At 61.8% G+C, this 18,188-nt stretch carries 17 protein-coding genes; 9 read left to right on the plus strand and 8 right to left on the minus strand.

All coding sequences use genetic code 11. The annotated features are described in order from the left end of the window. From EKN06_RS13105 to EKN06_RS13130, 6 genes are read left to right on the plus strand one after another with little or no spacing between them, the layout of a single operon-like run. The gene (locus EKN06_RS13105; protein WP_127613372.1) at positions 1 to 747 is read left to right on the plus strand and encodes a class I SAM-dependent methyltransferase; all 747 of its coding nucleotides are present in this window, start codon (positions 1 to 3) and stop codon (positions 745 to 747) included. A gap of 23 nt (positions 748 to 770) precedes the next feature. Beyond that, on the plus strand, positions 771 to 2,132 hold the full coding sequence (gcvPA, locus tag EKN06_RS13110) for an aminomethyl-transferring glycine dehydrogenase subunit GcvPA (protein ID WP_127613373.1): 1,362 nt from the start codon (positions 771 to 773) through the stop codon (positions 2,130 to 2,132). Continuing rightward, positions 2,129 to 3,733 (plus strand): aminomethyl-transferring glycine dehydrogenase subunit GcvPB, encoded by a 1,605-nt coding sequence (gene gcvPB, locus EKN06_RS13115; protein WP_127613374.1) that lies wholly within the window; start codon positions 2,129 to 2,131, stop codon positions 3,731 to 3,733. Before gcvPA ends, gcvPB begins: the two co-directional genes overlap by 4 nt. A gap of 58 nt (positions 3,734 to 3,791) precedes the next feature. Continuing rightward, entirely contained in the window at positions 3,792 to 4,811 is a 1,020-nt protein-coding gene (locus EKN06_RS13120; protein WP_127613444.1) for a bile acid:sodium symporter family protein, read from the plus strand. Next, positions 4,811 to 5,290 carry a methyltransferase family protein gene (locus EKN06_RS13125; RefSeq protein WP_127613375.1) on the plus strand — a complete coding sequence of 160 codons (480 nt, stop codon included), beginning with the start codon at positions 4,811 to 4,813 and terminating at the stop codon, positions 5,288 to 5,290. Before EKN06_RS13120 ends, EKN06_RS13125 begins: the two co-directional genes overlap by 1 nt. Beyond that, positions 5,247 to 5,915: a DUF938 domain-containing protein gene (locus tag EKN06_RS13130; protein WP_338068107.1), complete on the plus strand. Its 669-nt coding sequence runs from the start codon at positions 5,247 to 5,249 to the stop codon at positions 5,913 to 5,915. Before EKN06_RS13125 ends, EKN06_RS13130 begins: the two co-directional genes overlap by 44 nt. Positions 5,916 to 5,976: 61 nt before the next feature. Here EKN06_RS13130 and EKN06_RS13135 read toward each other — a convergent pair whose 3' ends face one another. Both EKN06_RS13135 and EKN06_RS13140 read right to left on the minus strand, forming a co-directional pair. Continuing rightward, positions 5,977 to 6,105, minus strand: coding sequence for an entericidin A/B family lipoprotein (locus EKN06_RS13135; RefSeq protein WP_127613377.1), 129 nt, complete (start codon positions 6,103 to 6,105; stop codon positions 5,977 to 5,979). Positions 6,106 to 6,165: 60 nt separating this feature from the next. Continuing rightward, complete coding sequence (locus EKN06_RS13140) at positions 6,166 to 7,089, minus strand: DMT family transporter (protein WP_127613378.1); 924 nt, start codon at positions 7,087 to 7,089, stop codon at positions 6,166 to 6,168. A gap of 68 nt (positions 7,090 to 7,157) precedes the next feature. Here EKN06_RS13140 and EKN06_RS13145 point away from each other — a divergent pair, with 68 nt between their 5' ends. Then, positions 7,158 to 7,379: a hypothetical protein gene (locus EKN06_RS13145; protein ID WP_127613379.1), complete on the plus strand. Its 222-nt coding sequence runs from the start codon at positions 7,158 to 7,160 to the stop codon at positions 7,377 to 7,379. Between the two features lie 13 nt (positions 7,380 to 7,392). On the opposite strand, the gene EKN06_RS13150 is transcribed toward EKN06_RS13145, so the two are convergent. Then, positions 7,393 to 8,775, minus strand: coding sequence for a TadA family conjugal transfer-associated ATPase (locus EKN06_RS13150; RefSeq protein WP_420810796.1), 1,383 nt, complete (start codon positions 8,773 to 8,775; stop codon positions 7,393 to 7,395). Positions 8,776 to 9,471: 696 nt separating this feature from the next. On the opposite strand from EKN06_RS13150, the gene EKN06_RS13155 reads away from it, so the two are divergent. After that, a complete protein-coding gene (locus EKN06_RS13155) occupies positions 9,472 to 10,695 on the plus strand; it encodes a glycosyltransferase (RefSeq protein ID WP_164844070.1) in 1,224 nt (407 codons plus the stop codon). Next, on the plus strand, positions 10,664 to 11,461 hold the full coding sequence (locus tag EKN06_RS13160) for a glycosyltransferase family 2 protein (protein ID WP_127613382.1): 798 nt from the start codon (positions 10,664 to 10,666) through the stop codon (positions 11,459 to 11,461). Before EKN06_RS13155 ends, EKN06_RS13160 begins: the two co-directional genes overlap by 32 nt. Before the next feature lie 7 nt (positions 11,462 to 11,468). On the opposite strand, the gene EKN06_RS13165 is transcribed toward EKN06_RS13160, so the two are convergent. From EKN06_RS13165 to EKN06_RS13185, 5 genes are all read right to left on the minus strand, one after another. After that, positions 11,469 to 12,371 carry a glycosyltransferase family 2 protein gene (locus tag EKN06_RS13165; RefSeq protein ID WP_164844071.1) on the minus strand — a complete coding sequence of 301 codons (903 nt, stop codon included), beginning with the start codon at positions 12,369 to 12,371 and terminating at the stop codon, positions 11,469 to 11,471. A 162-nt stretch (positions 12,372 to 12,533) separates the two neighbouring features. After that, positions 12,534 to 13,631, minus strand: coding sequence for a glycosyltransferase family 4 protein (locus tag EKN06_RS13170; RefSeq protein ID WP_164844072.1), 1,098 nt, complete (start codon positions 13,629 to 13,631; stop codon positions 12,534 to 12,536). Between the two features lie 4 nt (positions 13,632 to 13,635). Beyond that, positions 13,636 to 15,315, minus strand: a complete 1,680-nt coding sequence (locus EKN06_RS13175; protein ID WP_127613385.1) for an ArnT family glycosyltransferase — start codon at positions 15,313 to 15,315, stop codon at positions 13,636 to 13,638. Beyond that, a complete protein-coding gene (locus tag EKN06_RS13180; protein WP_205693899.1) occupies positions 15,315 to 16,907 on the minus strand; it encodes an ArnT family glycosyltransferase in 1,593 nt (530 codons plus the stop codon). The genes EKN06_RS13175 and EKN06_RS13180 overlap by 1 nt, the downstream gene beginning before the upstream one ends. 84 nt (positions 16,908 to 16,991) lie before the next feature. Then, complete coding sequence (locus EKN06_RS13185; protein ID WP_127613387.1) at positions 16,992 to 18,029, minus strand: glycosyltransferase family 2 protein; 1,038 nt, start codon at positions 18,027 to 18,029, stop codon at positions 16,992 to 16,994. Positions 18,030 to 18,188 lie beyond the last annotated feature (159 nt).

The following is an 18,188-nucleotide window of genomic DNA, read 5'->3' on the forward strand; positions in this document are numbered from 1 at the left end:
ATGGCGAGGATCGGAACCCCTCAGGCATGGGATGCCGCGGCGTACGGGACGACGGGTGCGTTTGTCCCGGCGCTGGGGCAGGCCGTGCTCGACCTGCTCGCACCGATGGCGGGGGAACGTGTCCTCGACCTCGGTTGCGGTGACGGGGTGCTGACCGCGCGCATCGCGCAGACCGGCGCCGACGTGCTGGGTTTCGACGCTGACGCGGGCTTGTTGGATCGTGCGCGAGAACGCGGGCTGACCGTGCGGCAGGGCGATGGACAGGGGCTGGACTTCGACGGTGAATTCGATGCCGTCTTTTCCAACGCCGCCTTGCACTGGATGCCCGATCACCCGTCCGTCTTTGCCGGGGTGCACCGCGCGTTGATGCCGGGCGGGCGCTTTGCCTGCGAATGCGGCGGGTTCGGCATCATCGCCGCGATCCGCACCGCCATCCGCGCCGTGGCGACGGCGCATGGTCTGGACCCGGTCGACCGTCAAAACTATCCCAACGTCGCGCGCGCCCGGCGCGAGCTTGAGGCCGCAGGCTTTCGCGTCGACAGCATCGCGCTGATCCCGCGCCCGACGCCATTGGCCGATGGCATGGCCGCATGGCTTCACACCTTTCGCCACGGTTTCTTCGATCAGCAGGACGGGGAGGCGATGATCGCCGAAACCGCGACGCTGCTTGCCCCGCAATTGCAGGACCGGGACGGCAACTGGACCGCCGATTACGTCCGCCTGCGTTTCCTCGCCTTCAAGGCCTGAAAGCCCCAAGGGACCCATCCGACATGCGCTACCTGCCCCTGACCCCCACCGACCGCGAGGCCATGCTGGCCACGATCGGCGCCAGCGAAATAGACCACCTGTTCCGGGACGTTCCGGCAGAGGCGTTGCAGCCCGGCCCGATTGAAGGCCTGCCGATGCATGCCAGCGAGATGGCGGTTGAAGGGCACATGCGCAGGCTTGCGGCCAAGAACCTGTCGGCGGCGGACGCGCCGTTCTTCCTTGGCGCGGGGGCCTATCGCCATCATATCCCGGCCAGCGTCGATCACCTGATCCAGCGCGGCGAATTCCTCACCGCGTATACGCCGTATCAGCCCGAAATCGCGCAGGGCACGTTGCAGGTCCTGTTCGAATTCCAGACGCAGGTCGCCCGCCTGTTCGGCACCGACATCGCCAATGCATCGATGTACGACGGTTCGACCGCATGCTGGGAGGCGATCGCGATGGCCGGGCGCATCACCCGTCGCGACGGCGTGGTGATCGGACCGATCCATCCGCATTACCTGATGACTGCGCAGACGATGGCGAAGTTCACCAAGGACGAAATCCGCGCCCTTTCCCCTGCGCTGGTCGCCGATGCCGGTGACGATGCGATGATCGCCATGATCGACGACAAGACTTCGTGCGTCGTCGTGCAATATCCCGACATCCTCGGCCGCATCCCCGATCTGCGCAAGATCGCTGACGCTGCCCATGCCAAGGGCGCTCTGCTGGTCGCGGTCGTGACCGAACCTGTCGCGCTGGGCATGCTGGAAAGCCCCGGTGCGCTGGGCGCCGACATCGTGGCGGGCGAAGGGCAGTCGCTGGGAGTCGGACTCAACTTCGGCGGGCCGTACCTCGGCCTGTTCGGCGCGCGGGAAAAATACGTGCGCCAGATGCCGGGTCGGCTGTGCGGCGAAACGGTCGACGCCGATGGCAAGCGCGGTTTCGTGCTGACGCTGTCGACGCGCGAACAACATATCCGCCGCGAAAAGGCGACGAGCAACATCTGCACGAATTCCGGCCTCTGCGCGCTGGCGTTTTCGATCCACATGACGCTCTTGGGCGGCGAAGGACTGGATAAGCTCGCCCGCATAAACCACGCTCGCGCGGTGGCGGCGGCGGACAAGCTGGCGGCCATTCCGGGCGTCGATCTGGTCAACACCGACGGTTTCTTCAACGAATTCACGCTTCGGCTGAACGGCCACGACGCGCGCGAAGTCGCGATGCGACTGGCGAAGCGGGGCATTCTGTCGGGCGTGGCGCTGGGCCGGCTCTATCCCGATGCGCTCGACTTGTCCGAAGGGCTGGTCGTGTGCGTGACCGAAACCTGTAGCGACGAGGATATCGATGCCCTTGTCGCCGCGCTTGCGGAGGAACTGGCATGAACGCCCCGAACAAGAGCGGCTGGAAGCCCGAAATGGGCGCTGCTGGCGAAACCGGCGCCCGCCCGATGACGAGCAGCGGCGATGCGGGCCTCGCGCTCGAAGAACCGCTGATCTTCGAACTGGGCGGTTTCGGCAAATGCGGCGTCGATTTCGATAGCGAGCCTGGCGAAATCAGCCCCGCGCTCGCGAAATTCGCACGGTCCGCTCCGGTCGACCTGCCGGGTCTGACCGAACCGGAAACCGTGCGCCACTATACCCGTCTGTCGCGTCAGAACTATGCGATCGACCTTGGCCCGTTCCCGCTGGGTTCGTGCACGATGAAGCACAACCCGCGCCTGAACGAGGCGATGGCCCGGCTGCCCGGTTTCGCCGACATCCACCCGCTGCAACCGATGGACACGGTGCAGGGCGCGTTCGAGGTGATCGAGCAACTGGCCGACTGGCTGTGCAAGCTGACCGGCATGGAAGCGGTCGCGATGAGCCCCAAGGCGGGCGCCCATGGCGAACTGTGCGGTATCCTGGCCATGCGCGCGGCGCTGGAGGCGCGCGGCGATGCGCGCGAGGTCATCCTTGTCCCCGAAAGCGCCCACGGCACCAATCCGGCGACGGCGGCCTTTGCCGGTTACCGTGTCGAAAACATCCCGGCGACCAAGGACGGGCGGGTCGATCTCGATGCGTTGAAATCGCGGCTTGGCCCCGACGTTGCCGGCGTGATGATCACCAACCCCAACACCTGCGGCCTGTTCGAGCGGGAGATGAAGGCGATTTCCGACGCGGTCCATGCCGCGGGCGGGCTCGTCTATTGCGATGGCGCGAACTTCAACGCCATCGTCGGCAAGGTGCGCCCCGGCGACCTTGGCATCGATGCGATGCACATCAACCTGCACAAGACGTTTTCCACCCCGCACGGTGGCGGCGGGCCGGGTTCGGGCCCGGTAGTGCTGTCGGCACGGCTTGCGCCCTTTGCGCCGATCCCGTTCGTGCGCCGCGACGAAAAGGGCCGGCTGCGGCTGATTGAGGAACGCGGGGCCAAGGAACACTTGCCGCAGACGTTTGGGCGCATGACCGCGTTCCATGGCCAGATGGGCATGTTCACCCGCGCGCTCACTTATATCCTCAGCCACGGCGTCGACGGATTGCGCCAAGTGGCCGAGGATGCGGTGTTGAACGCGAACTATGTCCTGCGCAGTCTTGAGGACGTGCTGGACGCGCCGTTCGCCCACGCCGGGCCGTGCATGCACGAAGCATTGTTCAGCGACGACGACCTGCCCGAAGGTTTCTCCACGCTCGACATCGCAAAGGGCCTGATCGACGAAGGGTTCCACCCGATGACGGTGTACTTCCCGCTCGTCGTCCACGGCGCGATGCTGATCGAACCGACAGAGACGGAGAGCAAGGCGGGGCTGGACCGCTTCATCGGGTCGATGCGCAGCCTTGCCGAACGGGCACAGGCAAAGGACGAAAGCCTCAAGACTGCGCCCCATTACGCCCCGCGCCGTCGCCTTGATGAAACCCGCGCCGCGCGCAAGCCGGTGCTGGTCTACAAGGGAGAAGGGGTGCCCCCGGGCGAACCGAGCTTGTCCGAAATCGGCGGAAGCTGACAGCGTTGCCGCCCCCCTTCGTCGCTGCCATAAGCGCAGGCGGGGAAGAGGGGCGATGATGCTGAACCGGATTACCAACTTGTTCGCAGTGTGGACCGTGCTCGGCGTGGGCTGGGCGTGGATGGCGCCCGATCAGTTCGCATGGGTCACGGACGGATCGATCCGGCCGCTGGGCCAGCCGCTCGTGTCCGTCATGCTGGGTGTCATCATGCTGGGCATGGGGTTGACGCTGACGCTGGCCGATTTCCACCGTGTCGCGAAAATGCCGCGAGCAGTTTTGGCGGGCGTCGTCCTACAATTCACGATCATGCCGCTGACCGGTGCGGGACTTGCCGCCGCGTTCGCACTGCCGACGGGGCTGGCGGTCGGCATCATCCTTGTCGCGTGTTGTCCCGGCGGCACGGCCAGCAACGTCATCGCGTTCATGGCGCGGGCCAATGTCGCGCTGTCGGTAACCTTGACGATGGCATCCACCATGATCGCGATCGTCCTCACCCCGCTGCTGACGGGCTGGCTGGCGGGCGTCTATATCGAGATCGACAGGTGGGAGCTGTTTACCGGTATGGTCTCCGTCGTCCTGATCCCGGTTGTCGTGGGCGTCGCGCTGGCGCGAACCGTGCCGCGGCTGACCCATCGCATCGCCCCTGTTGCTCCGCTCGTGTCGATACTGTTCGTCGTCATCATCGTGGCGGGGATCGTCGCGAAATCGAAACCGCTGATAGAAGCGCATGCCGGCGTGCTGCTGGCGGCGCTTTTCCTGCTTCACGCCATCGGCTTTGCGCTGGGCTGGGCGATCAGCCGGATGCTCGGGTTTGGTCGAAACGAGACACGCACCATTTCGATCGAGGTCGGCATGCAGAATTCCGGTCTGGGGGCGAGCCTTGCGTCGGCGCCATCTTTCGCGGCGCAGTTCGTCAACCCGATGCAGGCCGCGCTGGCTCCGGTGCCGGCCGCGATTTCGGCGGTCTATCACGTCGTCATCGGTTCGATCCTCGCCGCGATCTGGCAACATGGCGCCGATGTGGCCAAGTCGGATGGTGTGGTCGACGATACTTCCGCTGAGGAGGCGCTGGCCTGATGGCATTTCTTACCCGCGACAGCGACAGCCCGAATGTAGGATTTCCGCCGCCGTTGGTCTTTGTGGGCTTTTTGTTGATCGGCTGTGCGATCGATGACTTGTTCGGGTTGAACCCGGCCATCTCGAACAGCGTTCGCGTTGTTTTGGGCGGCGGTGCGATCCTGATCGGCTGCGCCTTCGTGCTTGGCGCGCTGCTGCGTTTTCGCAAGGCGGGGAACAATCCCGAACCTTGGAAGCGCGACACTGCGTTCGTAGCGGAAGGCGTTTATCGCATCACGCGCAACCCGATGTATCTGGGCATGGTGATCGCGAGTTTCGGCATCGCCGTTGCGGCCAATTGCCTTGGCGGATTGCTGACCCTGCCGCTGTCGATAGTTGCCATTCATACGCAAGTGATCCGGCGCGAAGAGTCGTATCTCTCCGCCACGTTCGGGGATGAATACCGGGAATATTGCCGACATGTCCGACGCTGGATCTGAACCGCAGCCCTTCGAACTCGGGCCCGGGGCGGGCAAGCAGCACGCGCCCGCAACCCTGCGTAACCGCGAGCCTATCGCCGCAATGCTTGTGGAGCTTTTGCCGAAGACCGGCACCGTGCTTGAGATCGCGAGCGGCACCGGCGAGCACGTTGTGCATTTCGCGCGCTGTTTCCCCGATTTAACCTGGCAGCCGACCGACGTTTCGGCAGATGCGCTGCGTTCCATTGCAGCATGGCGGGATGACACGGGCTTGGACAACATCCTGCCGCCACATCAGCTCGACCTCACGTCGGGCGTATGGCCGGCGATAAAGGTCGATGCGATCTTTTGCGCAAACATGACCCATATCGCGCCATGGGCCGCGACGGTGGGGCTATTCGAGGGCGCTCGGCAAATCCTTAAGCGGGATGGTGCCCTTATCCTCTATGGACCGTTTTTCGAACGGGATGTCGGGACTGCGCCGTCGAACTTGTCCTTCGACCTCAGCCTGAGGGCGCGCGATCCGAACTGGGGCCTGCGCGATCTGGCGCAAGTCGACAAGCTGGCTGTAGAGCATGGGATGCGGCGCACGCGGCGTATCTCGATGCCTGCCAACAACCTGATGCTAGTCTACCAAGCATCATAGAAAAGGCCCGCCGGACAATCTGTCCGACGGGCCGTTGCGCTAAATTGGGATTAGAAAGGGATCAGACCGCGTCGTCGCCGGCTTCACCAACAGATTCGACGTCTTGGCCAAGGCCCTTGACAGTGTTGCAAGCCGAAGCCGAAAGCGTAATGCCGACCAGCGCGGTGGCGAGAAGAATACGACGGATCATAGGACTTCCTTTCCTGAGTAACTTGAATGCGATAACGCACCCGAAGTGATGCGGTTCCCCCTAGGCCATGGTTCGCGACGCATTTTCTTTGGCCAACACGCGTTCGCGCCAAACGATGATCGTTCCCGCCAGGATCACCAGGGGGGCGCCAAGCCAAAGCGTAAATGGCGGCCATGCGTCGAAAACTGCCCAACCGTAAAACGTAGCCCAGAGCAACATCGAATAATCCATGATGATGACACTCGCGACACTGCCCAGCCGCAGCGAGGTCGTCAGCAGCATTTGCGCGGCGATGCCGCTGATGCCGAGGCAGATCAGAATGGTCCAATCGACGGCGGACAGATCCCACGACGTGAACAACGACGCGACGAACAGGAAGGGACTGGCGAAAATCGCAAACCAAGTGACGATGGCGATGGAGTTTTCCGTCCGGGTCAGGTCGCGGATCTGAAGCGAGATCAGCGCAACCATGAATGCGCCGCCGATGCCCACCGCCGCGCCAAGCAAGGGCACGCTGGCCGCGAACGGATCGGCAACGATGACGATCCCGGCAAAACCCAAGGCTGTCGCCGTCCAGCGCCATGGCCCGACATGATCGCGCAGGACGAAATAGGACAGCACCACGGCAAAGATCGGCGCGGTAAAGCCCAGCGTCGTGGCCACCGCCAGCGGCAGCAGGATTGGCGCGAGGAAATTGAGCACCATGCCCACCGAACCGGTTATCGCGCGTGCGGCATGCGATCCGATACGGTCGCTGCGCATGTCCGTAATTCGGCCGCACAGCAGCAGCCAACCCAGCAGAACAGGGACTGTTGCGAACTGACGGATGAACAGCATCTGCGGCAGATCGATGCCGCGCTGGTCGCCCAACTTGATCAGCATGAACATCGTGGCCAGGCAGATCGCGGCGCCTAATCGCACCATCAGCGCGAAAAGCGGACGTTGCTGCGGACCTGACGGCTGAAGGTTTGCGCTTGGCGCCATGGCGCGCCTATGGGGTGCGCGGCGCTTGGGGATCAAGCGCGAAGATGGGCTGGCGACGGAAAAGAGCGATGACGGGACTGTTCGAAAGCGATGCCGCCAATTGGGCCGCGCTGGCGCTGGCCGCTCTCGTCATCGCCGCCTGGTCCATCATCGGCGACCGTCGCCGATCGCGCCGCGCTGAGCCGGATAGGGTCGGCTGCGTCCCTTGGGCTCCGGTCTTTCTTCTCGCCCTGTTCGCCGCCGGGGTCGCCGCCTTTTTCGCGCTGGCAACCTGGCTGTCGCCAGTTTGAACAGGCCTACGCCTTACAGGCAGGCCTGCAGGTAAGCCTTATCGAAGCCGAACTGGCGCGCCTTTTCCAAGGTGTAGGGGCGCAGGCCCGACGGGCGGTGTTCGCCGATGATCTTGCCGTCGTCGCCTTCGTCGAGATATTCGTAGCTGAACAGCTCCTGCGTCACGATGACGTCGCCTTCCATGCCGATCACTTCGGTGATGTTGGTCGTACGGCGCGAACCGTCGCGAAGGCGCTTCACCTGCACGACGAGGTCGACCGAATCGGCGATCTGCTTCGAAATCGCGGCCTTGGGGATCTTGATGTCGCCCATCAGGATCATGTTTTCCATACGGCCAAGGCATTCGCGCGGGCTGTTGGCGTGAAGCGTACACATCGAACCATCGTGGCCGGTGTTCATCGCGGCGAGCAGGTCGAAACATTCCGCGCCACGAATTTCGCCCAGGATGATGCGGTCAGGACGCATGCGCAGGGCGTTCTTAACAAGATCGCCGATGGTAATCGCGCCTTGTCCTTCAAGGTTGGGCGGGCGTGTTTCGAGCGGCAGCCAGTGCGGCTGCTGCAGGCGAAGCTCAGCCGCATCTTCGATTGTCAGCACGCGCTCGCCCGGATCGATCATTTTCGACAGGGCGTTGAGCATCGTGGTCTTGCCCGAACCCGTACCTCCCGAAATAACGATGTTCATCCGGCTTGCGCCCGCGATCTTCAGGCACGTCGCCATCTTGTCGCTCATCGACCCGAAGTCGCGGAGCATGTCGATCGTGATCGGCTTTTCGGAGAACTTACGAATCGAGATCGCCGTGCCCTTGAGCGAGAGCGGCGGTACGATGACGTTGACGCGGCTGCCGTCCTTAAGACGAGCGTCGGCCAGCGGCGTGGTCTGATCGACGCGGCGGCCGACCTGGTTCACGATGCGCTGGGCGATCTGGAACAGGTGGCTTTCGTCGCGGAACTTCACCTTGGCGAGTTCCAGCTTGCCCTTGCGTTCGATATAGGTCTGGTTCGGGCCGTTCACCATGATGTCGGTGATGTCCGGATCGCCGAGCAACTCTTCCAGCGGACCGAAGCCGAGCAATTCGTCGACCAGCACCTTTTCCAGCGCGAACTGTTCGCGCCGGTTTAGGGTTATCTTGAGTTCGGCAAGAACTTCGAGGATGATCGGGCGGAATTCCTCGGACAACTCGTCCTTGGTCAGCGTCGCCGCAGCCTCGGGGTCGACCCGTTCGAGCAGGCGCGGCAGCACCTGTTCCTTGATGCGATGGACGCTGGCCTCGAACCCTTCGACCACCGCTTCGCCGGAATGGTGGGCGGTCGCCCGCTCCGCCAGCTTCGCAAGCGCCTCGTCCTCGGGCGAGGCGGGAGCCATCGGCGGCGGCGGAAAGCTGTCGTCCACCATCGGCGGCGGCATCGGCGGCTGCGTGCGCAGCGGCTCGGCCCCCTTCATCGGTCGAGCCACGCCAAACGCGGGACGCGCCTGCGAGGATCCACTCATACCATTGCGACGGCCGAATGCGTTCATCAGAAACTCCGCTTTGTCTCGACGCGTCAAAAGCGCGCTGTGAGGCAATGGATTACGTTGTGGCGGAATTTGGTGAATAAGGCGTAAAGGGCGAACCAGCCATCGCCTGAATATGTGTGCCACCACGCGGGGACGCGGGCGTGACGCGTTTAGCCATGCAGGGTTCGGGATAACCCGTGATTAACCGTTTCAGCCTATCCTCGGCGGTGGCGGCACTGTACTGTAAATATCTCAATAGAGCTGGAAATTAGGATCAATGCGCAGTAAATTGATCAACTTAGGTATGGTGCTCGGCGAACAAGTCGTGTTCGCGCTCCAAGCCGGGCTGCCGACTGTCGCAATCGATTACACGCTGGGTCGGGGAAAGGTAGGCCATCTCGCTGCCCGAGCCGGCATCCCATGCCACCGACCGGACTCGATCGACCCCAAGGGGTTGGCACATGATCTGGCCGGGGCACTTGTTTCTGAAGGCGGAGCCGGAAGGGTTATCGGCGACACATTCGCGACAGCCTTTAAGAGTGGGATGGCGAGGCTTTTGCAAGAACCGTGAGCATTACTGAGCTCATCCTTCACGTGAATGCCAACGATGCGGGTGGTGGTGCCGCGATTGCGGCGCGGCGGCTTGTCGAAGCGCAGCGGGCTGCCGGGATGGATGCCCGCATGCTTGTGGCAGACAAGACTGGCTCGGATTCATGGATTGACGACATGGGCGCGCCCCGCGCCCTGCTGGCCCGGTTGTTGCGTGCTGGTTCTCGGCGGACTTTGGGGGCACTGGCACTGGCACATGCGGACAGGCAGGCTATGCGAACGCTGGCGCTCGTATCCACGGGAATTGGCGCGGCCATCCAGCGTTATCGACCGACCATCCTGCATTACCACTGGATGGGCGCCGAAGCCGCCAGCCTTGCAGAGTTCGTGCAGCCCGGCATTCCGATTGCATGGACCTGCCACGACCAATGGGCATTCTGCGGGGTTGAGCATTATGCGAGCGACGACGGCTTTATCGACGGTTACGCCAACCGATGTGCGCATGACGCCGATCGATTTAACATCGAACGCAAGCGGCGGATATGGCAGGGGTGGCGCCCGACGCTTGTTTGCCCCAGTTCCTGGATGGAGCGCACGGCGAACGAGAGCCTGCTGGCGCGCGAATGGCCCAAAGTAACGATCGCCAACACGCTCGATACCGAGATATTCAAGCCCATCGACCGCAGCATGGCGCGTGATCGGTTCGAACTGCCGCAAGATGGCAGGATCGTGCTCTTCGGTGCGGTCAGGTCTGACGACGATCCGCGCAAGGGCGCCGATTTGCTGCGGACTGCGCTCCAAAATATCGGCGCTGAGGACCGGGCGTCTACTAGTCTGGTGACCTTCGGTGGTGCGAAGCGGGAGACGGGTGAGATGTTCGGGATCAAATGCCGTGCACTCGGGCCTGTCAATGACGAGGCGGCGCTGGCCGCGCTCTACAACGCCGCAGATGTATTCGTCGCACCGTCGCGTCAGGACAATCTCCCTAATACGATGGTAGAAGCGCTGTGCTGCGGGACGCCATGTGTCGGATTTGATATTGGCGGATTGCGGGATATCATTCAAGAACCCTGGCACGGCAAGCTTGTGCCACCGTTCGATACTTCCGCCTTGGGAGCAGCGATCATGACGGTATCACGGATCGATGGCCGTGAGCGGAACCGAGCCGATGCGCTTTCCCGGTTCGGCAATTCAACGGTGGTTGCGCAGCATCAGGCTTTGTATCGAAAATTGCTGAATGGATCAGGTAAGCGTGATGGCGATGCCTGACCATCCGCGGATCACGATTGTTACCGCCAGTTTCAACGCGCTCGACGGTTTGAGGCAGACGGTTGAAAGCGTGGCATCGCAGGAATATCCCAACGTTCAGCACGTTATTGTCGATGGTGGATCTACCGACGGCACGCGCGCTTATCTCGAAAGTCTCGGCGGTGCGGTTAGCTGGATCAGCGAGCCAGACGAGGGGATTGCCCATGCCATGAACAAGGGCATCGCGATGGCCGACGGTGAATGGGTCCTTGTGCTTCAGGCGGAGGACACGTTTTTCGAAAATCATAGCCTGAGCCGAGCTGTGCGGCACCTTTCAGGTGATGGCATGGTCGGTTTTGACGTCCTTTTCGACAAGGGCGAGGGTGGGATTGAGCGGTTGCCATCGCGGAAATTCTCGCGCTTTACCAACTACCGGATGCTCAATCCGCACCAAGGGTTGTTTTGCGCCCGTGCGATGTTCGAAGATATTGGCGGCTTCGATCCAAAATTGCGGCTCACGATGGATTATGACCACATCCTGCGCGCCAAGTTTGCCGGATATGGTTTAAAGACTGTGCCACAGATTATTTCGGTAATGCCGGCGACAGGGATCAGTTCGCGGGAGACTTGGAGTGCCCGACATGAGATGCTAGCCGAGCAGGCAAAAGTTCATCGCAAAAACGCCCGAAATTTCCTGCAAAAGCTCAGCTATTATGCCTTTTGGGCTGCATTTTACCCTGCCTACTTTGTGAAATGGCATCTCTTGCGAAACACCCGCTTCTATTGATGCCAGATCACTTGCCTATCGATCCTCGCAAAGCCCCAGCCGCAAAGATCAGCGAACCTAGCAACACGCCGGGGCCGTAGCGTAGAATCCGCGCGACCCGACCGCCCCTGTCTTGCGCCATCCGCCTCAGTACGACGGCGGCCTTGGGGGCGAACAATAAGGCGGCTAGCGGAGGGTGGCGGACAAGTGCAGATCCGGGCATTTCAACTTTTTTCCGAACATTGCTAAAATACAAGCCATGATTGTACTGATGTTGGGAAAATAATCTGATACCTGTTAAGTTGTAATGCCCCACAACGGCATCGGGATTTAGATACTGCTTAAGTCCAAGATTCCTCAGGTTGCGCAAAAGTAACGTGTCTTCGCCGATACGTTGGGATCCATCAAAGCCGCCGACCTTTTCGAAGTCGGAACGACGAACCATCATATTGCAAGATGCCCCGCCATTCTGCTCGCCAGCGGGACGCCACGGTGCCTGTTCGCTGAACTCGCAGTGCCAATTCGTCGTGCCCCAATAACCCCCTGTTTCGGCTATGCCGACAGCGCCCACCACAAATCGATTTTCGCCCTCACAGATCGCCATTCGCAGATTTTTGAGCCAGTTGTCGGCAGGTAGTACATCGCAGTCGCAGAATGCCACGAATTCGGTCATGGCCATCGCCACTCCCCGGTTTCGCGCGGCTCCGGCGTAAAGACGCGTTGGTGAATGGAGGATAACGACCTCTGGAAACTCGCTCTCGATCCATGGCGTGGGATCCGCATCGGCAGAATGGCTGACGACAATCAGGTCCGGGGTGCACGTCTGTCGCCGCAAAGCTTCCAGCACCGAACGCAAATGGGGAGATTGGCCGTACGCAGGAATGACGACCGTGACGTCGCTCGGCTCGGATTGCATCGGTCGTTCCGTCATCGGGGCTAAGGCCTCACTTCGCATGATCGCAATCCTTCGGCCGGTCAGCAAGCCGGCGATGCTTCTTTTCCATGACAGCTTCGAACGCTTTGAACGCTTTGAAAAATTCAAAACATGTATCATCGGCGTAGTCGCTTCGTTGGGCCGGACTTTTGTGATAGCTCAGTTTCGCGAGCTGAGTTGGATGGGCAGGAGCTCGCCACCGAGATATGTCGTCAGCGTCTCTCTAGCCACACGGTCCCAGTTGAAATGTTCTTGCACACGAAGGCGGGCGCCATCGGTAAACCGCACCCGCTCTTCTCTCGTCCACGTTGCGACCGCCATGATCTTTTCTGCCCAAGCTTCCGCGTCACCAGCGGTGACGAGGAAGCCGGTTTCGCCATCAAGAACCGCGTCGATCAATCCGCCGGTGCGAGATGCGAGCACGACGCCTCCGGCCCCAGCCGCTTCCGGAGCGACAAGGCCGAAGCCTTCGAATTGGCCGTTGCCCATGGCCACGTTCGGAACAACGATGCAGATGGCGTTGCGATATTCGCCAGCCAGGGCCTCGCGATCTAGCGTGCCTAGATAGTCCACTCGAGGATGGTTCATACGACGGCGTTCAGTCTCGTCCCATGGTGGTCCGGCCACGTGAAGCCGCATGGTATCCGGTAACAAGGGCAGGACCTGATCGACAAACCAGCCGCAACCTTTGAGCGGTATGAGCCGTCCGGCGAAGAGGAGCGTTCTGCCGTCGATTTCCTGCAGGGGGCTATCCGCAGCTATATCGGTAGCGAGCGGAACGACTCGTAAGTCAGCCCATCCACTTTCCCGTGCAGCCTGCGCTGTCGCCTTCGAATTGGCGATAACTTTCGCCCCGGACAATAGGTATGCGCCGATCCGCTGATAAAGCCGATAACAGCGGCCGCGCCATGATTTCCTGCCAGCATACGACACGTCGGTTCCGTGGGCGCTGAGCACGATCTGGGGACGATGCTTGGCCACCAGAAACGGCAGGGCGAGAGGCCAACTGGCCATGTCGCCGATGTGAACGACATCGTTGTCACGGCTGGTAAACAGGCGCTCTCTGCAAATGCGGAGCGCAAAGCCAAGGAGAGCCGTGGACCCTGGCGGCCTTCCGTCGGCGCGGCCCGGCAGCGAAAGCACTCTCAGGTCGGTCGATTCACCCAGCGCCTCGACCAAACGCATCGAATAGGTTTCCATGCCGCCGATTGCGGGCGCCCATTTGCGGGTGATGAAGAGGATGCGCGGCTGGGCCATCGGGTCAGAATCCGATCCACAGGCGGCCATCGGGCGCGGGAGCCGTTGGCAGTTTATCGACATCGGCCCAGACGATGCGCGCGGTGCGGTCCGAAGTGTTGGCGATTTTGTGCTCGCCGCGCTCCAAATGCACCGTGGAACCTGTCGCGACAGCCGCGCCGTCGATGGCGAGATCGCCGCCTTCGACCCTGTACGTTCCGGGGACGAGGATTTCGGTAGAGATCGACGATCCGCCCGCAATCTCCTTGCCCGCAAGCCAGATCGCACCCCAGACCGGCACGTAATTGTCGCGCAACACGCGGCTGTCTTCGGGATAGAGGTTTTCCGCCGAGGTCGATCCGCGCAATAAGTCTACGAGCAATTCGTCGTTCTCGACGAGCAGAGGGACCGTGCGCGTTTCCATGATCGTACGGAACATCGACTGGCCGTGTGCGCGATAGCCTTCGAGGCCCCACGGGGTCATGAAGCCGTTCGCCTTGCGGTATCCGGCGATCATGCCGTTGTGATCGAAGTAATCGACAGGTTCATCGAAAAGCAGCGATGCGGTGACGACCAACGCTCTCTGGTTGTCGATGACCGCGCGATCCTCTTTCAGCAGCACGACTGCGGCAGGCAGCAGGAATGCAATCGCGAGAATTGGCGCAGAGGCGTGCCGGCGCAAGACGGCAATGGCGGGCAAGGTGCCAAGCACGACGGGTGCAAGCATGAAGGCGTAATAATAAGGCGCCGTGTTGCGATAAAAAGCCAGCGTCAGGATCGGCAGCCAGAACCCCAGAAACAGCACCTTGCGCCACACCCCTCCGTCGCGATTTCGCAGGATCGCGATCGGCGCCGTTACGACGAGCAGTGCGAGGAGGGGCGCGGTCCACAGTCCTTTCTGCACCATCTGGATATAGGGTGGAACGCCCAGGAAGAAGACAGAAGTCCCGGCAGAACGCAGCATCCCGTCGCCCCGGGCTTCGACACCGTCGAAACCGCCGCTGGCAAGGCTGCGGGCGAGCTGCCCCGAATGATAGAGATAGAGCAGAGCGCAAACGACGATCGCTCCGGCAAAACAGGCCATCAAGCGCAGGGCCATCCGCCTGTCGAAATCGCTTTCGGACCAGCGCCAAAGCGCGACGCCGGCAACGGCGGGAGCGAACAGGATCGCCTTGATCGTCACCATTCCCGCAAACCCGGCGATCAGCGCGAAGCCCGCGATGGCGATGATCGAAAGGCGTGCGGTGACAAGGATAGCCAGCCCCGTCATCAAGGCTGCGGTAACGATCGGGTCGACCCTGAACGAAAAACCGTGCTGGAGGACGAAGCCAGCCGAAATGTAGGCAAGCACCGCGATCAAGGCCGATGTCCTATCGGCTAGCCGGACCCCGATCGCATAGATCGCCCCCATCGTGACCAGCTCGCAAAGGAGCATGACAATCCGGGCGATGACGATCGCATCCACTCCGTTGTCGGCGACGGCGGGCAGCCATGTAAAAAGGTGGACGTGGATCGTGTTAAAGGGCGGTAACGCCTCTCCGCGCAGGAATTGATGTACTTGCGAATAGAAGAAGAATTCGTCCCAATTGATTGCGCGGGTAAACACCAGCGTCGCCTGCGCGGCCAGCAGCAGGGCGATTGCGACCGCTGGCCACATGACCGATTGAGCGGAGTTGGGAGAGGCGTTTGGAGTGGTGACAGTCATCAGAACGGTACCCAGGTTGCCTGGAAATCCAGCCGGTCGCGCGGCTCGATACGGTTGCCCCAGACGAGCCGGGCAGGGGTGCCACCGCCCGTTGCGGCAATGCGATGCTCGCCCCTGTTCAGCAGGACGATTGCCCCGATGGCATGGTTCACGCCATCAATCACAACATTTGCGTCACGAACTGTGTACGGGCCGGGAACCAGAATTTCGACCGCCTTGGCAGGACCGGGGGCAATCGTCTTTCCCGCAAGCCAGATCGGTCCATTGAACGGCAGGTAATTCTCGCGCAGCACCTTCGCATCTTCGGGCAGGAAGAATTCGTCGCTGCCGTTCAGCATACCGCGCAAGACCCACCAGTTGGGAACCAGCAACGGCACGGGTTCCCGCTCCATCGTCTGGCGATAGACGGGAACGCCGCGATGCAGATAACCGCGATATCCCCATGGCGTCAGCATGGGGTTCCGCTTGAAGTTGCGCGGCGCGACATCGGCGTGATCGAAATAGGCCACTGGCGCCGGAAACATTGCATCGAGCTCTGTCGCCAGCCGTCGCTGGTTGTCTATCGTGGTCCGATTGTCCCCAATCGCAACCGGAATTGCGAGCGCGACCAGCAAGGCGGTCATCACCATGGCCGGTATCTTTGGCCTGAGCCATGCCACCGACGTGGCACAGGCGACCGCGACCGGCGCGAGCATAAAAACGTAAAAATAAGGCGCGGTGTTTTCGTAGACGAAAGGCAACACGGCCGGCAGCAGCAATCCCGCCAGAGCGATCTTTTCCGCCCGTGAACCTGCCCGTTTTGCAATCGCAAACGGCGCGGCCACAACCAGTGACGTCAAGCCGAGTCCGGTCAGAATACCCTGGATCAGGGACCCGAGATTGTTGGGACGTCCGATAAAGAACATGCGGCTTGCAGCCGAATTGGCAAGGCCGATCGAGCCATCGACCGCCGCGACCTTTGGCGCCAGCATGGCCGAATGAAGGGCAAACACGATAGCGAATGTCGCGATGGCGATGGCGCCGATCGCGACGAACCGAAGCGCTGCCTTGCCGGTCCGCCCGAACTCGCACCACCGCAACCATGCGATTCCGGCAAATGCGGGCGCGTAAAGCACGGCCTTGATCGACAACATGGGCGCAAACCCCGCCAGCAACCCGACGCCGAGGATTCCGCGCCAACCCAGTGTGCTGCGCGTAAAGAGCGCAAGCGCCGCAATCAGCACGGCCGTCACCATTGGATCGGCGCGCAAGGCGAAGCCATGCTGCAAAATATATCCGGTCGCCAGATAAGCGAGCGTGGCAACAATCGCGCTTGTCCGATCGACGAACCGTCGCGCAAGGACGAAAATCATCGCCAGCGTGACCCACTCGCACAGCCATTGCCCGATCCGGGCGATGACGACGTGGTCGATGGCGTTGCCCGGCAATGCGACGATCCAGGTATAGGCGCGCAGGTAAAGCGTTTGCAGCGCGCCCAGCGGCTGACCCGTCGCAAGATCGTAGAGCTGGCCGTAGTGGTAGGATTCGTCCCAGTTCACCGCGTGGGTAAAAATCAGCGCGAACTGCACGATGAGCAGCAACGCGATGGCCATGATTGGCCAAGCGCCGTTGTCCGGGTTCCTGAAATCAATGGCTCGATTGCGTCCGGGACTATCGGAAGCGGTTGCGACTTTCATTCAGCCGCCTCGGCGGCTCGGAATAGGAAGGATTTCGGCATCCTGCGCCGATCGACGATCGTCGATATCCCTCTTGGCCTCACTATCGACACCCGCATCCAGCCGCTCCTCAAGCTTGCGCAGCTTGAACAGCGTGGCTTCCAGCAGCTTGCGGTTCGTGGCGATCAGGTCGGCCAGAATGCCCATCACCGCGACCAGAGTTCCCATCATCAGCAATGCCGCGCCCAGGATCAGCGACTGGATGTGACCGTCGCCATCGCCCGCCACATAAAACCAGAGAAACCGCGCAACCGGCAGCACGCCGATGACGAGAAGGAGCAGGCCCAGACCTACGAACACGCGAAGCGCATTGTTCGTCGTGTAGGCGCGGGTGATCGTCACGCCCGTCTGCATGATGAACCGGGGGATCGATTTGAACAGGCGCGATGGCCGGTCGGTCCGGTGCGTGCGGATCGGTACGCTGGTGATCGACAGCCGCTTGCGGCCCGCCTGGATCAGCATGTCGGTGGTATAGCTGAATTCGGTCGTGATCGTGATGCGCTGCGCCGCTTCGCGGCTGATGGCGCGAAAACCGCTGACCGCGTCGGTGATGGTCGTCCCCGAAGCGCGGCGAACAACCGCGCTGCCCGCACGTTGGAGCCGGCGTTTGAAGGGCCCGAAATGCACGTTGTCCGCCACGCCCCGGTCGCCGACAACGATGTCGGCTTCGCCGCGCAGAACCGGCTGGACGAGGTCCGCGATGTCGCCGCCTTCGTATTGGCCATCGGCATCGGTGTTAACGATGATGTCTGCGCCTGCGGCGAGTGCGCGGTCGATCCCGCTTTGAAACGCGGCGGCAAGGCCCCTGTTGCGGCGGTGGCGCACGATGTGTTGCACGCCCCACTGCCGCGCGATTTCTGCGGTGTTGTCATTGCTGCCGTCGTCGATGACCAGAACTTCGATGGTGTCGATGCCCGCGATGTGCCGCGGCAGGGCCGCAAGCGTCGCGGGCAGATGATCCGCCTCGTTCAGGCACGGAATCTGGATGATCAACCGCACTTTAAAACGCCCCCCGATGGCCGTCCGTTTACTTAGACTATCCTCTGCTCTTCGTCCAATTGGCTTAAGAAATTGCTAACCACGATCGGGATGCGGCGGGAACATGAACCAGCCTCGAAGGGACTGGCCCTCTTGTTCGGCGAGCTCTAGATAGGCGCT

Origin of the sequence: Croceicoccus ponticola (genome assembly GCF_004004515.1) — a bacterium.
Taxonomy (GTDB): domain Bacteria; phylum Pseudomonadota; class Alphaproteobacteria; order Sphingomonadales; family Sphingomonadaceae; genus Croceicoccus; species Croceicoccus ponticola.